The organism is Mesorhizobium sp. M0062 (assembly GCF_040323125.1).
GTDB lineage: Bacteria > Pseudomonadota > Alphaproteobacteria > Rhizobiales > Rhizobiaceae > Mesorhizobium.
Genome location: NZ_JAMYUO010000026.1, coordinates 1 through 12652 on the forward strand (window position 1 = coordinate 1; position 12652 = coordinate 12652).

The following is a 12652-nucleotide window of genomic DNA, read 5'->3' on the forward strand; positions in this document are numbered from 1 at the left end:
GCCGACCTTCGTCAGCAGTCAGACCGCTGCCAGCGCCTGCGTCAGGTCGGCGATAAGATCGTCCGGATGCTCGACGCCGATCGACAGCCTGACCGTGGTCTCCAGCACGCCGATGCGCTGGCGCACGTCGAAGGGAATGCCGGAGTGCGTCATCGCCGCCGGGTGGCTGGCGAGTGACTCCGTGCCGCCAAGGCTCACCGCCAGCTTGAATATTTGCAGCCCGTTGAGAAAGGCGAAGGCCGCCTTCTCTCCGCCCTTAATATCGAAAGAAAATGTCGAGCCGGCGCCGCTGCATTGCGCTTTGTAGGCCCGTCCCGCTGCCGTGTCCTCGCCCAGGAACGGCAGGTAATGCACCTTTTCCACCTTGGCGTGATCGCGCAGGAATTCAGCCACGAGCCGCGCATTGTCGTTGGCGCGCTCCATGCGGATCGACAGCGTTTCCAGCGAGCGGCCGAGCATCCAGCAGGAATGCGGATCGAGCTGCGTGCCGATTGCGCCGCGCAACGCCTTGATTGGCTTGGTCACCGCCTTGCTGCCCATCGCCGCACCGGCGATCAGGTCGGAATGGCCGCCGACATATTTGGTCAGCGAATAGACGGAGACATCGGCGCCATGTTCGATCGGCCGCTGGAACACCGGGCCGAGCAGCGTGTTGTCGCAGACGATGATCGGCGTTGATCCTTGGCTTGCGCCGATCTCGTCGGCAAACTTCCGGATCAGTGCGATGTCGACCAGGCTGTTGGTCGGATTTGACGGCGTTTCGATGAGAATGACCGAGACACGCCCCTTCGCCACCGCTGCATCAGCAGCGGCCCGCACCGCCTTCTCGTCGACGCCGTCGGCGAAGCCGACAGCGCCGATGCCGAAGCCGGACAGCGTGCGCGTCAAAAGCGTCTCAGTGCCGCCGTAAAGCGGCTGCGAATGCAAGATGACATCGCCCGGACGGGCATAGGCGAGCAGCGTGGTGGCGATCGCCGACATGCCGGACGAGAACAGGATGCAGGCGTCCGTTCCCTCATAGACCGCCAGCCGGTCCTCGACGATCTCGGAGTTGGGATGATTGAAGCGCGAATAGACCAGGCCGGACGCCGTGCCGCTCGGCGGCTCCTTGCGGCCGGATGTGTAGTCGAAGAAGTCGCGCCCCTCCTCCGCCGATTTGAACACGAAGGTCGAGGTCAGGAACACCGGCGGCTTGACGGCGCCTTCCGACAGTTGCGGATCGAAGCCATAGCTCAACATCAACGTTTCCGGATGGAGCTTGTGGTTGCCGATGTGGGTTTTCGACGGGCGCGGCGCGGTCATGGCTTTTCCTGCGTTCTGGAGGAGTCTCGTCCAGCAATTTATGCGATCCCGGTCCACCAGTCCTTGCTATTTTCGGCCTCGCATGGCTGCATTCCGGCAACAAATTGCCGAGCGAGAGCAAAAGTGCAACAGAAGATAGCCGACGATTTCGACCGCAAGATCCTGCGCGAGCTGCAGGCCGACGCCCGCATCACCAACAATGAGCTGGCGGAGCGCATCGGCCTGTCGCCGTCGCCATGTTTGAGGAGGGTACGCCGGCTGGAGGAGGCCGGCATCATCAGGGGCTATACCACGCTGGTCGACCCGGCCGCCTTCGGCTGGAACATGGTCGCCATCGCCACCGTCCGGCTCAGCCGCCAGAACGAGGACGAGATCGTCATGTTCGAAGACGCCATCCGCGGTTGGGAAGAGGTACTGGAATGCCACCTCGTCACCGGGTCACGCGATTATGTGTTGAAAGTGGTGACCGGCAGCCTCGAACAGTACGAGCGCTTCATCAAGGAAAAGATCGCGCGGCTGAAATGCGTCGCGTCGATCGAGACCAGCTTCGTCATGAACACCATAAAGGAACGGCGCCTCTGACATTTGGTCAAAGGCGCCGCTCTCGAGGTCGAAATTGCCTGGCCAGGCTTATTTGATCGCCTTGTCGGTGATGGCTGTGGTGTAGGCGCCGGTCGGCGCCTTGGTGATGATCTTCTGGTCGAGCAGCGCCTTGGCGGTGCGCTCGTAGGTCGCCGGGTCGAGCTTGCCGTCGGCATTGTCGATCAGCTTGGCGACTTCGCTCATCATCCGCTTCTGGTGGTTTTCGTCCTGGCCACCGCCGTCCATGACAATGCCCGCGGCCTCGTCATTGTTGTCGATGGCATATTTCCAGCCCTTCATCGAGGCGCGCACGAAACGCACCATCTTGTCTTCGAAAGCCGGATCCTTGAGCTTGTCTTCCGAGGCATAGAGCCCGTCCTCAAGCAGGTCGTTGCCCATGGCCGAGTAGTTGAACACGGTCAGTTGATCCGGCTTGTAGCCGGCATCGATCAGCTGCCAGTACTCGTTGTAGGTCATGACCGAAATGCAATCCGCCTGCTTCTGGATCAGCGGCTGCACGTCGAAGCTCTGCTTCAAAACCGTGACGCCGTCCGGGCCGCCTTCGGTCTTCAGGCCGAGCTTGTTCATCCAGGCGTAGAATGGATATTCGTTACCGAAGAACCAGACGCCCAGCGTGTGACCCTTGAAATCGGCTTCGGTCTTGATCGGGCCGTCCTTCGGGCAGACCAGCTCCATACCGGCCTTCTTGAACGGCTGGGCGATGTTGACCAGCGGCACGCCCTTTTCGCGCGCGGCGAGCGCCCCGCCCATCCAGTCGACGATGACGTCGGCGCCACCGCCGGCGATCACCTGCTCGGGTGCGATATCGGGACCGCCCGGCTTGATGTCGACGTCGAGGCCTTCTGCTTCATAAAAACCCTTGGCCTTGGCGACATAGTAGCCGGCAAACTGCGCCTGCGTGACCCATTTCAGCTGCAAGGTCACCTTGTCGGCGGCCATTGCCTGGAACGCGGCCAGCGACATCGCGCCGGCCAGCATCGGAATGATCAGTCTTTTCATGTTTTTACCCTCTGAAGTTAACACCCGAACCCACCGCCCTATCCACCACGGACAGAGGGATGCCAAAACGTGACGGCTCTCTCGACGAGAGCGACCACGCCATAAAAGACCGAACCCGCCAGTGCTGCAACTGCGATTTCGGCCCAGACCATATCGATGTTCATCCGCCCGACCTCGGTCGAGATGCGAAAGCCCATGCCGACCACAGGCGTGCCGAAGAACTCGGCGACGATGGCGCCGATCAGCGCCAGCGTCGAGTTGATCTTCAGCGCGTTGAAGATGAAGGGCGCTGCCGCCGGCAGCCGGAGCTTCAAGAGTGTTGGCCCGTAGCCCGACGCATAGGTGCGCATCAGGTCGCGCTCCATATGGCCGGAGGCGGCAAGACCGGCAACCGTGTTCACCAGCATTGGGAAGAAGGTCATGATGATGACGACCGCGGCCTTGGACGGCCAGTCGAAGCCGAACCACATCACCATGATTGGCGCCACACCGATGATCGGCAGCGCCGAGACCATATTGCCGATCGGCAGCAGACCGCGGCGCAGGAACGGCACCCGGTCCGCGGCGATGGCCACCAGGAAGCCGGCGCCGCTCCCGACGATGTAGCCGAAGATCACCGCCTTGAAGATGGTCTGCCTGATATCGGCGCCGAGCACCGGCAGGGAACTGGCGATGCGCACACCGATGGCGCTCGGCGGCGGCAAAAGGATGAAGGGAATGCCGGCGCCACGCGTCACCGCTTCCCATATGATCAGGATCCAGGCGCCGAAGATCGCCGGGATGATGAGGCGCAGCGCCATCCGCGCCCCTTTTGCCATAGGCCGAAGCCCCGACAGCACCGCCACGCAGCGCCAGGCCAGCAGCCAGGCAGCCGCGAGCAGCAGGAAATAAGGCGCCATTGCCGTGCCTTCGAACCCTGTAATGCCCGAGATCAGCATCCAGGCGACAAGGTGAGCGCCGATAAACAGCACCGCAGCCTCGGCTACCGCCGAAATTCTGATCATCGAGATCAGCCCCGCCAGCACGGCCAGGCCGATCATCGGGGTCTTTATACCGAAATAGGGGTAGTCGAAACTTGCCGTCGGGTCTGCAAGGGTGGCCGCTTCCGGCTTCGACATCGCGCCGAGCGCGACGGCGACGAGGCACAGCGCAATGGCCAGCACGGCTTGCCAGGAGGGCTTCAGCCAGTTCATGCCGGCCTCCCGCCCATCGCGCGGTCAACGAGGCGCCCGGCTATGCCGACCACCATGACCAGAAGGGCCGCCACCACCGAGCCCGCCACAAGGGCGGACCAGATGTCGATGGACTGGCTGTAATAGGCGCCTGTCAAAAGCTTGGCGCCGATGCCGGCGACAGCACCGGTCGGCAGTTCGCCGACAATGGCGCCGACCAGGCTCGCCGCCACCGCCACCTTCATCGAGGTGAACAGGAACGGCACCGAGGCCGGCACCCGCAGCTTCCAGAAGGTCTGCGAGACACTGGCATTGTAGGTGTGCATCAGGTCGAGATGCATGAGTTCGGGCGAGCGCAGGCCCTTCACCATGCCAACCGTCACCGGGAAGAACGACAGGTAGGTCGAGATCATCGCCTTTGGGATCAGACCGCTGATGCCGATCGCCCCCAGCACGACGATGATCATCGGCGCCACCGCCAGAATGGGAATCGTCTGGGAGGCGATGATCCACGGCATCAGGCTGCGGTCGAGCGTCGCCACATGCACGATGCCAACCGCGATGACGATGCCGAGCGCCGTGCCGAAGGCAAAGCCGAGCAACGTCGACGACAGGGTCACCCAAGCATTGTAGACGAGGCTTCGGCTCGATGTGATGGGCCGCAGGAAGGTGTTCTCGAAGAAGTTCACCGCCACCTGATGCGGCGCCGGCAGCGTCGGCTTGGGCTGCGACAGCGTCTTGCTGATGAATTCGACGGTGTCGTGGGTTTCCCCGGCGCGCCGGTCGAGGTCGCGCTGGAAGGGCGCGTTTAGGATGACCGCGAAGACATACCAGAGCACCACCACGCCCAGGAGGATGGAGGTCACGGGGATGAATTTTTCGCGGAAGGTGTCCATCTAGCGCGCCTCGCCAGCGGGGCGCCCTCCTCTCCCCAACGGGGAGAGGGTGGCCGGAGCGAAGCGGAGGTCGGGTGAGGGGGTAGAAATCTTTCCGTCGAGACAAGCCAAGATCGTATCCAGGACCGCTCGGCGCTCAGCCAAAACTTCGTGATTCCAGAAGCGCAGAACCGAATAACCTTGTCCGTTCAGCCAGGCTGTCCTGGCGGGATCGGTCAGTGAATCCGCGTGTTGGCTGCCATCAAGTTCGACAATCAGCCCCTGCTCGCGGCAGACGAAGTCCGCGATGAAAGGTCCGAGCGGCACTTGCGGCACAAATTTGTAGCCGTTGAGATGACGTCCTCTCAATTCCCCCCAAAGCCGGTATTCAGCTTCGGTCTCGTCAAACCGCAGCTTTCGGGCGCGAGCGGTTGCCCCGACATTTCTCTTGGTCGGATCCGTCGGCGCCGCTCCCTCACCCGACCTCCGCTTCGCTCCGGCCACCCTCTCCCCGTTGGGGAGAGGAGCCAGCCGGTCGTTCGCCCCCTCAATCATCATAGCTGTGCCCTGCCCTCAAGCCATCGCGTACCCTGGCCGCGATCGCCAAAAATTCCGGCGTCTCGCGGATATCCAGTGGCCGCTCTTTTGGCAGCGTCGATTCGATGATGTCGGTAACCCGACCTGGGCGCGGCGACATGACGACGATGCGCGTCGACAGATACACCGCCTCGGGGATGGAATGGGTGACGAAGCAGATGGTCTTGTTGGTGCGCGCCCACAATTCCAGAAGCTGTTCATTGAGATGGTCGCGCACGATCTCGTCCAGCGCGCCGAAGGGCTCGTCCATCAGCAACAGGTCGGCGTCGAAGGCGAGCGCGCGGGCGATCGAAGCGCGCTGCTGCATGCCGCCGGAAAGCTGCCAGGGGTATTTCTTCTCGAAGCCGGAGAGGTTGACGAGCTCCATCGTGCGCTTGATGCGCTCGGCCTGCTCCGCTCTCGAAAGGCCGATGATCTCCAGCGGCAGCGCCACGTTACGCTCGATCGTGCGCCACGGGAAAAGGGCTGCCGCCTGGAAGACGTAGCCATAAGCGCGTTTCTCGCGCGCCTGTTCCGGCATCATGCCGTTGACCGAGATCGTGCCCGATGTCGGTTTTTCCAGATCGGCGATGACGCGCAGCAAGGTGGTCTTGCCGCAGCCCGATGGGCCGATGAAGGAGACGAACTCGCCCTTGCCGATGGTCAGGTTGACATTGGAGAGCGCCTCTACCGGACCGTCATTGGTCTGAAAGGTAAGGCCAAGTCTGCTTGCCGAGACGACGGCTGGCGATTGTCCCGTCATCACTTGCTGCCTGCCTCTCGCAGCCGCCCAGGATGAAATGCCGTTGCATTCGCGTTGATGTTGCTTTCCACTCGTCCAATCCCACCCAATCGACGCCCGGAGCCTTGCCGATGTCGCCCAAACCCACTTGTCACCTTATCCGTCCTGAAAGCACTTATGAAGGCAAGCAGGGATTGACCTATTTTGCCGGCATTGCAGCCGAGACGGTCGGCTCGTCCGGCATCTGCATGCATCTGCTCACCCTGCCGCCTGGCGCCCGCGCCAAGGCGCATCTGCATGAAAGCCATGAGACGGCGATCTATGTGCTCTCGGGCGAGGTCCACACATGGTATGGCGACAGGCTCGAGAACCACATCGTCGTCAAGGCCGGCGACCTCTTCTACATCCCGGCCGGCGTACCGCATCTGCCGGCCAATCTGAGCAACGCCCCGTCCTCGGCCGTCATCGCCCGCACCGATCCCAATGAACAGGAAAGCGTCGTCCTGTTGCCGGAACTGGATGCGCTGGTGGCCTGACGCTGACGGGACTGCCGTCATTTGCACCGCGCCACTTCGCCCATGACATTGCCGTCGTCGTCGGCGACCGTCAGCTTCTTGGCGTTCTTGGCGCTGCGCTTGATGGTGAATTTGGTCGGCTCCTGTCCTTCTTCGCCTTCCGCCTCGCATGTTGCCGTCACCACCAGCGACCCATCAGCCTGCGCCTGCTTGTCCGTGAAGGTGCATGCGCTGGCGGCGGTGACCAATGCCTCGTCGGTCAAAAGCAGCATCCGATCGGCGGCGACTTCCTGGCCGTTGCGGTTGATGCAGCCATATTTGTCCCCATAGGGTTTCGTCAGGTCGATGCCTGCCGCAAGGGCCTGACCCGCAGCCAGAACGACTACCATCGCAACAGACGGCCCCAAACCGCGCGCGCTCATTCCCCCAGCTCCAACGTCACGAACACGGTTGCAACGGCCCCATTTCTTCAAGACCGGGAATGGTCACGAAGAACCCACCCTCGCCCTTGTTGGTGACCACAACGGTTTCAGCCGTCGTCCCCGCCTCGCCTTCGGCGGAACAGGTCGCATCAAGCGATTGCGTGCCCGGCGCCCACGTCAATTGCTGCGCGAACCGGCAGCCGCTGCCATAGGTCTCGATGCCTTCGGCGGTCAGCACGATATAATCGTCCCGGCCCTGAAAACCGGCCTTTGCAAAGACACAGCCGGCATCGTTGCCCCAGGAGCCGGCCAGCCTCTCGGCCCCTGTTGCCGGACCAGCGACCACCATCGCCACGACCAGTGAAATGAGCGCCCCCGGGCTCCGCAACGTCAAACGCCTGTCGCCGGAATGCCGGTGCGTTCCACCTTGCGCGGCGCGGTAATGTCCTTCCAGGTCGACAGCGCCCGGTTGACCGCCGCGTTCGGCTCGCGGGCGACGAATTCGCCATGGCCGGGCTTGGCCTTGACCTCCGCTTCCTCGACCGACAATTCGCCGCGCGAAAAGACGAAGCGCGGCAGCCCGGTCACCTCAAAACCTTCGAAGACGTTGTAGTCGATCAGCGATTGCTGCTTCTTCGAGGTGATGGTCTTCTTGGCGCTGGGGCCCCACACCACGATGTCGGCGTCCGCGCCTTCGACGATGGCGCCTTTCCTAGGATACATGTTGAGGATCTTGGCGATGTTGGTCGAAGTCACCGCGACGAACTCGTTCATCGTCAGCCGCCCGGTGTTGACGCCCGTCGTCCACAGCACGGGCAAGCGGTCTTCAAGCCCGCCGGTGCCGTTCGGGATCTTGGTGAAATCGCCGACGCCATTGCGCTTCTGCTTGGTGGTGAAGGCGCAGTGGTCGGTCGCCACCACCTGCAGCGATCCCGCCTGCAGGCCGGCCCACAGCGAATCCTGGTGCAGCTTGTTGCGGAAGGGCGGGCTCATGACGCGGCGCGCCGCGTGGTCCCAATCCTTATCGAAATACTCGCTTTCATCCAGCGTCAGATGCTGGATCAGCGGCTCGCCGAAAACCCGCATGCCCTTCTGGCGGGCGCGGCGGATGGCTTCGTGGCTCTGCTCGCAGGACACATGCACGACATAGAGCGGCACGCCGGCCATGTCGGCGATCATGATGGCGCGGTTGGTCGCCTCGCCTTCCACTTCCGGCGGCCGCGAATAGGCGTGTCCCTCGGGGCCATTATTGCCGGCGGCGAGCAGCTTTTGCGACAGCGCTGCAACCACGTCGCCATTCTCGGCATGAACGAGCGGCAGCGCGCCGAGATCGGCGCAGCGCTGGAACGACGCGTACATCTCGTCGTCGTCCACCATCAGCGCGCCCTTGTAGGCCATGAAATGCTTGAACGAGGTAATGCCTCTGTCGACGACGGTGGCCATCTCGTCGAACACCTGCTTGCCCCACCAGGTGATCGCCATGTGGAAGGAGTAGTCGCAGGCAGCCTTCGAGGTCTTGTTGTCCCACATCTGCAACGCTTCCAGCAGCGATTGCTGCGGCGCCGGCAGGCAGAAATCGACCACCATCGTGGTGCCACCGGAAAGGGCCGCACGCGTCCCGGACTCGAAATCGTCGGCCGAATAGGTGCCCATGAACGGCATTTCGAGATGGGTGTGCGGATCGATGCCGCCCGGCATGACGTAACAGCCGCTGGCGTCGAACTCATGGTCGCCATGCAGGTTCGAGCCAATGGCGACGATCTTGCCGTGCTGCATCAGCACATCGGCCTTCCAGGTGCGGTCGGCGGTGACGATGGTGCCGTTTCGGATGACTTTGGTCATTGTCGTGTTCCCTTGTTCTCTTCGCGCTTCTTGTGAGCGTCGTTTTGAATACAGATCTTAGTTCACGCCACGATCCCCGCTGTCTCTACCACCGCATGGAACAGCACGTCGGCGCCGGCGCCGGCCCATTCCTTGGTGATTTCCTCAGCCTCGTTGTGTGACAACCCGTCAACGCAGGGGCACATCACCATGGCGGTCGGCGCAACGCGGTTGATCCAGCAGGCGTCGTGGCCGGCGCCGGAGACGATGTTGCGGTGGGAATAGCCGAGCCGATCGGCGGCGTCGCGGATCGCCTTGACGCAGCCGGCATCGAAGGTGACCGGATCGAAAGCGCCGACCTGCTCGACCTTGTACTGGATGTCGAGCGCCTCACAGATTGTGTCGATGCCTTCGCGTATGCGCCCATCCATCGCGTCCAGCACTTCCTTCTCGGGCGAGCGGATGTCGATAGTGAAGACGGTGCGCCCGGCGATGATGTTGCGCGAGTTCGGAAACACCTCCATGTGGCCGACCGCGCCGACGGCGTCGGGCTGGTAGTCCATGGCGATCTCGTGCACCAGTTCGATGACCCGAGCCATGCCGAGCCCGGCATTACGGCGCTTGGGCATCGGGGTCGAGCCGGTATGCGCCTCCTTGCCGGTCAGCGTTACCTGCAGCCATTTCAGGCCCTGGCCGTGGGTGACGACGCCAATGTCGATGCCTTCGTCCTCGAGGATCGGCCCCTGCTCAATATGCAGTTCGAAGAAGGCGTGGATCTTGCGATCACCGACTTTCTCGGTGCCTTTCCAGCCGATGCGCTCCAGCTCCTCGCCAAATTTCCTGCCCTGTTTATCAGTGTGCTGATACACGTCCGCCTGATCGAGCACACCGGCGAACACGCCGGACGCCATCATAGCCGGGGCAAAGCGCGAGCCTTCCTCATTGGTCCAGTTGGTAACGACGATCGGATGCCTGGTCTGGATGCCGAGATCGTTAAGCGAGCGAATAATCTCCAGCCCGCCGAGCACGCCGAGCACGCCGTCATATTTGCCGCCGGTCGGCTGCGTGTCGAGATGGCTGCCGACATAAACCGGCGGCAGGCTGGGATCAGCGCCTTCCCGGCGGGCAAACATGGTGCCCATTTCGTCGAGCCCCATTTCGAGCCCGGCCGCCTCGCACCAGCGCTTGAACAGATGCCGTCCCTCGCCGTCCTCGTCGGTCACGGTCTGGCGATTGTTGCCGCCGGCAATACCGGGGCCGATCTTCGCCATCTCCATGATGGAATCCCACAAACGGTCTGAATTGATTCGCAGATTCTCGCCCGGGGCGGCCATTCAAAGTCCTCTCATTTCATATAACCAACCGGGCGGCGGTTCCCGCCGCCGCCCGACTGGCTGGATAGATTAGTCGATCGCCCTCAGCACTTCTCTGACATGGTCGATCAATTCGTTGATCTGGCCCTTGGTGATGATCAGTGGCGGCGACAGCGCGATGATGTCGCCGGTGGTGCGGATCAGCGCGCCGCGCTCGAACGCCTTGACGAAGGCCGAGAAGGCCCGCTTGGTCGGACTGCCGGCGATCGGCGCCAGTTCGATCGCGCCGATCAGGCCGATATTCCTGATGTCGATGACATGCGGCTCGTCCTTCAGCGAATGCAGCGCATCTTCCCAGTAGGGCGCCAGTTCCTCGCCGCGGGTCAGCAGGCCCTCTTCCTTGTAGGTGTCGAGCGTGCCGAGTGCCGCGGCGCACGCAATCGGATTGCCCGAATAGGTGTAGCCGTGGAAGAACTCGATCATGTGCTCGGGGCCGGTCATGAAGGCGTCGTGGATTTCCTTCTTCACGAACACCGCGCCCATCGGGATGACGCCGTTGGAGACGCCCTTGGCGGTGGTCATGATGTCGGGCGTGACGCCGAAATAATCCGCTGCGAACGGCGCGCCGAGACGGCCGAAACCGGTGATGACCTCGTCGAAGATCAGCAAAATGCCGTGCTTGGTGCAGATCTCGCGCAGTTTCTGCAGATAGCCCTTCGGCGGCAGGATGACGCCGGTGGAGCCGGCGACCGGTTCGACGATGACGGCGGCGATGGTCGAGGCGTCATGCAGGGCAACGATGCGCTCCAGCTCGTTGGCGAGTTCCGCGCCATATTCCGGCACGCCCTTGGAGAAGGCGTTCTTTTCCGGCAGATGCGTGTGCGGCATGTGGTCGACGCCGCCGAGCAGCGTGCCGAACATCTTGCGGTTGGTGACGATGCCGCCGACCGAAATGCCGCCGAAATTGACGCCGTGATAGCCGCGTTCGCGGCCGATCAGGCGGGTGCGCGCGCCCTCGCCCTTCACACGGTGATAGGCGATCGCCATCTTCAGCGCGGTTTCCACCGATTCCGAACCGGAATTGGTGAAGAAGACATGGTCCATGCCCTTGGGCGCGAGGTCGACCAGGCGGTTGGCCAGTTCGAACACGATCGGGTGACCCATCTGGAAGGCCGGCGCATAGTCGAGTTCGGCGGCCTGATGCTGGATCGCCTCGGTGATCTTGGGACGGCAATGGCCGGCATTGACGCACCAGAGGCCCGCGGTGCCGTCGAGCACCTTGCGGCCGTCGCTGGTGGTGTAGTGCATGTCCCTGGCGGACACGAACATGCGCGGCGCCTGTTTGAACTGCCGGTTTGCCGTGAACGGCATCCAGAATGCGCTGAGATCGTTCGGCGTGACTTTCAGCCGGTTGGACATGACCAAGACTTCCCCTTGTAACCTGTTTCGGTGCGGCTAACGCTTGGTCTTTCCAAAGCTTGGTCTTTGCTGCGTTTTCATGCTACGCAAATTTTTGACCGATTGGACAAACGTTAGCACCGCCCTGTCGGCGGTCAAGGGATTACTAGCGGAAATGCGGCCTGCGAAGTGCGCTCCACGGGTAAGAGAAAAACTGGTCCAGAGAATTGGTCCAGATGACCCGCTCGGCCAAGGCTTGCAGGGGTGAGCGGCGCCATGGAAGGCTCAGCCCCTCGCCGCACCCGCATCCAGCAGGAAAAGCGCGAACTGATCCTGGAAGCAGCGCTCGAAGTCTTCTCCACCAACGGCTTTCGCGGTTCGACCATCGACCAGATCGCCGAGGCCGCGGGGATGTCGAAGCCGAACCTGCTCTATTATTTCCGCCGCAAGGAAGACATCCACGAAACGCTGATGGAGCGGCTGCTGGCGACCTGGCTGGCGCCGCTACGTGAACTCGACGACATCGGCGACCCCCTGACCGAGCTCAGGAGCTACATCCGGCGCAAGCTCGAAATGGCGCGTGATTTTCCCAGGGAGAGCCGGCTGTTCGCCAACGAGATCCTGCAAGGCGCGCCGCGCATCATGCCGCTGCTGGCGGGTGAGCTGAAAACGCTGGTCGACGAGAAGGCCAACGTCATCAAGGGCTGGATGCGCGCCGGAAAAATCGCCCGCACCGATCCCTGGCACCTGATCTTTTCGATCTGGGCGACGACGCAGCACTATGCCGATTTCGATGTCCAGGTCCGCGCGGTGCTCGGGCCCGACCGCGGCAGCGACGGCCGCTTCGAGGATGCGGCGCGGTTTCTGGAGCAGTTGTTCATTGATGGGCTGAAGCCGAAGGGCTGACCTTGGGC

14 protein-coding genes are annotated in these 12652 nt (G+C 62.6%); 3 read left to right on the forward strand and 11 right to left on the reverse strand.

Annotation, left to right across the window (positions count from 1 at the left end):
• Positions 1 to 18: 18 nt before the first annotated feature.
• The gene (locus tag NKJ64_RS24490) at positions 19 to 1302 is read right to left on the reverse strand and encodes a cystathionine gamma-synthase family protein (protein WP_023688001.1); all 1284 of its coding nucleotides are present in this window, start codon (positions 1300 to 1302) and stop codon (positions 19 to 21) included.
• Positions 1303 to 1425: 123 nt separating this feature from the next.
• Between NKJ64_RS24490 and NKJ64_RS24495 the strand changes: the two genes are divergently transcribed.
• Positions 1426 to 1884, forward strand: a complete 459-nt coding sequence (locus NKJ64_RS24495) for an Lrp/AsnC family transcriptional regulator (RefSeq protein ID WP_023682177.1) — start codon at positions 1426 to 1428, stop codon at positions 1882 to 1884.
• Between the two features lie 48 nt (positions 1885 to 1932).
• Here the strand turns inward: NKJ64_RS24495 and NKJ64_RS24500 are convergent, their stop codons facing one another.
• From NKJ64_RS24500 to NKJ64_RS24520, 5 genes are read right to left on the reverse strand one after another with little or no spacing between them, the layout of a single operon-like run.
• On the reverse strand, positions 1933 to 2904 hold the full coding sequence (locus NKJ64_RS24500; RefSeq protein ID WP_023682178.1) for an ABC transporter substrate-binding protein: 972 nt from the start codon (positions 2902 to 2904) through the stop codon (positions 1933 to 1935).
• 38 nt (positions 2905 to 2942) lie between these two features.
• Positions 2943 to 4097 (reverse strand): ABC transporter permease, encoded by a 1155-nt coding sequence (locus tag NKJ64_RS24505; protein WP_352463483.1) that lies wholly within the window; start codon positions 4095 to 4097, stop codon positions 2943 to 2945.
• Positions 4094 to 4972 carry an ABC transporter permease gene (locus NKJ64_RS24510; protein ID WP_352463484.1) on the reverse strand — a complete coding sequence of 293 codons (879 nt, stop codon included), beginning with the start codon at positions 4970 to 4972 and terminating at the stop codon, positions 4094 to 4096. Before NKJ64_RS24510 ends, NKJ64_RS24505 begins: the two co-directional genes overlap by 4 nt.
• Positions 4973 to 5455: an endonuclease domain-containing protein gene (locus NKJ64_RS24515; RefSeq protein WP_352463485.1), complete on the reverse strand. Its 483-nt coding sequence runs from the start codon at positions 5453 to 5455 to the stop codon at positions 4973 to 4975.
• Between the two features lie 43 nt (positions 5456 to 5498).
• Positions 5499 to 6290, reverse strand: a complete 792-nt coding sequence (locus NKJ64_RS24520) for an ABC transporter ATP-binding protein (RefSeq protein ID WP_352463486.1) — start codon at positions 6288 to 6290, stop codon at positions 5499 to 5501.
• A gap of 110 nt (positions 6291 to 6400) precedes the next feature.
• On the opposite strand from NKJ64_RS24520, the gene NKJ64_RS24525 reads away from it, so the two are divergent.
• Positions 6401 to 6805, forward strand: coding sequence for a cupin domain-containing protein (locus NKJ64_RS24525; protein ID WP_031193071.1), 405 nt, complete (start codon positions 6401 to 6403; stop codon positions 6803 to 6805).
• A 17-nt stretch (positions 6806 to 6822) separates the two neighbouring features.
• Here the strand turns inward: NKJ64_RS24525 and NKJ64_RS24530 are convergent, their stop codons facing one another.
• The 5 genes from NKJ64_RS24530 to aptA all read right to left on the reverse strand — a co-directional run bounded on the left by NKJ64_RS24530 (position 6823) and on the right by aptA (position 11759).
• Positions 6823 to 7206, reverse strand: a complete 384-nt coding sequence (locus tag NKJ64_RS24530; protein ID WP_031194883.1) for a hypothetical protein — start codon at positions 7204 to 7206, stop codon at positions 6823 to 6825.
• 16 nt (positions 7207 to 7222) lie between these two features.
• Positions 7223 to 7600 (reverse strand): hypothetical protein, encoded by a 378-nt coding sequence (locus tag NKJ64_RS24535; RefSeq protein ID WP_023668216.1) that lies wholly within the window; start codon positions 7598 to 7600, stop codon positions 7223 to 7225.
• Positions 7597 to 9048, reverse strand: a complete 1452-nt coding sequence (gene hydA, locus NKJ64_RS24540; protein ID WP_352463487.1) for a dihydropyrimidinase — start codon at positions 9046 to 9048, stop codon at positions 7597 to 7599. Before hydA ends, NKJ64_RS24535 begins: the two co-directional genes overlap by 4 nt.
• A 62-nt stretch (positions 9049 to 9110) precedes the next feature.
• Complete coding sequence (locus tag NKJ64_RS24545; protein ID WP_023690832.1) at positions 9111 to 10361, reverse strand: Zn-dependent hydrolase; 1251 nt, start codon at positions 10359 to 10361, stop codon at positions 9111 to 9113.
• A 69-nt stretch (positions 10362 to 10430) separates the two neighbouring features.
• The gene (gene aptA / locus NKJ64_RS24550) at positions 10431 to 11759 is read right to left on the reverse strand and encodes an omega-aminotransferase AptA (protein WP_352463488.1); all 1329 of its coding nucleotides are present in this window, start codon (positions 11757 to 11759) and stop codon (positions 10431 to 10433) included.
• Between the two features lie 255 nt (positions 11760 to 12014).
• On the opposite strand from aptA, the gene NKJ64_RS24555 reads away from it, so the two are divergent.
• Entirely contained in the window at positions 12015 to 12644 is a 630-nt protein-coding gene (locus NKJ64_RS24555) for a TetR family transcriptional regulator C-terminal domain-containing protein (protein ID WP_023705585.1), read from the forward strand.
• The last annotated feature ends 8 nt before the right edge of the window (positions 12645 to 12652 follow it).

Bases quoted from the DNA above. Each gene is read 5' to 3' on its own strand.
- NKJ64_RS24490 (WP_023688001.1), bottom strand. From the start codon at position 1,302: ATGACCGCGCCGCGCCCGTCGAAAACCCACATCGGCAACCACAAGCTC.
- NKJ64_RS24500 (WP_023682178.1), bottom strand. From the start codon at position 2,904: ATGAAAAGACTGATCATTCCGATGCTGGCCGGCGCGATGTCGCTGGCC.
- NKJ64_RS24505 (WP_352463483.1), bottom strand. From the start codon at position 4,097: ATGAACTGGCTGAAGCCCTCCTGGCAAGCCGTGCTGGCCATTGCGCTG.
- NKJ64_RS24510 (WP_352463484.1), bottom strand. From the start codon at position 4,972: ATGGACACCTTCCGCGAAAAATTCATCCCCGTGACCTCCATCCTCCTG.
- NKJ64_RS24520 (WP_352463486.1), bottom strand. From the start codon at position 6,290: ATGACGGGACAATCGCCAGCCGTCGTCTCGGCAAGCAGACTTGGCCTT.
- NKJ64_RS24525 (WP_031193071.1), top strand. From the start codon at position 6,401: ATGTCGCCCAAACCCACTTGTCACCTTATCCGTCCTGAAAGCACTTAT.
- NKJ64_RS24530 (WP_031194883.1), bottom strand. From the start codon at position 7,206: ATGAGCGCGCGCGGTTTGGGGCCGTCTGTTGCGATGGTAGTCGTTCTG.
- hydA (WP_352463487.1), bottom strand. From the start codon at position 9,048: ATGACCAAAGTCATCCGAAACGGCACCATCGTCACCGCCGACCGCACC.
- NKJ64_RS24545 (WP_023690832.1), bottom strand. From the start codon at position 10,361: ATGGCCGCCCCGGGCGAGAATCTGCGAATCAATTCAGACCGTTTGTGG.
- aptA (WP_352463488.1), bottom strand. From the start codon at position 11,759: ATGTCCAACCGGCTGAAAGTCACGCCGAACGATCTCAGCGCATTCTGG.
- NKJ64_RS24555 (WP_023705585.1), top strand. From the start codon at position 12,015: ATGGAAGGCTCAGCCCCTCGCCGCACCCGCATCCAGCAGGAAAAGCGC.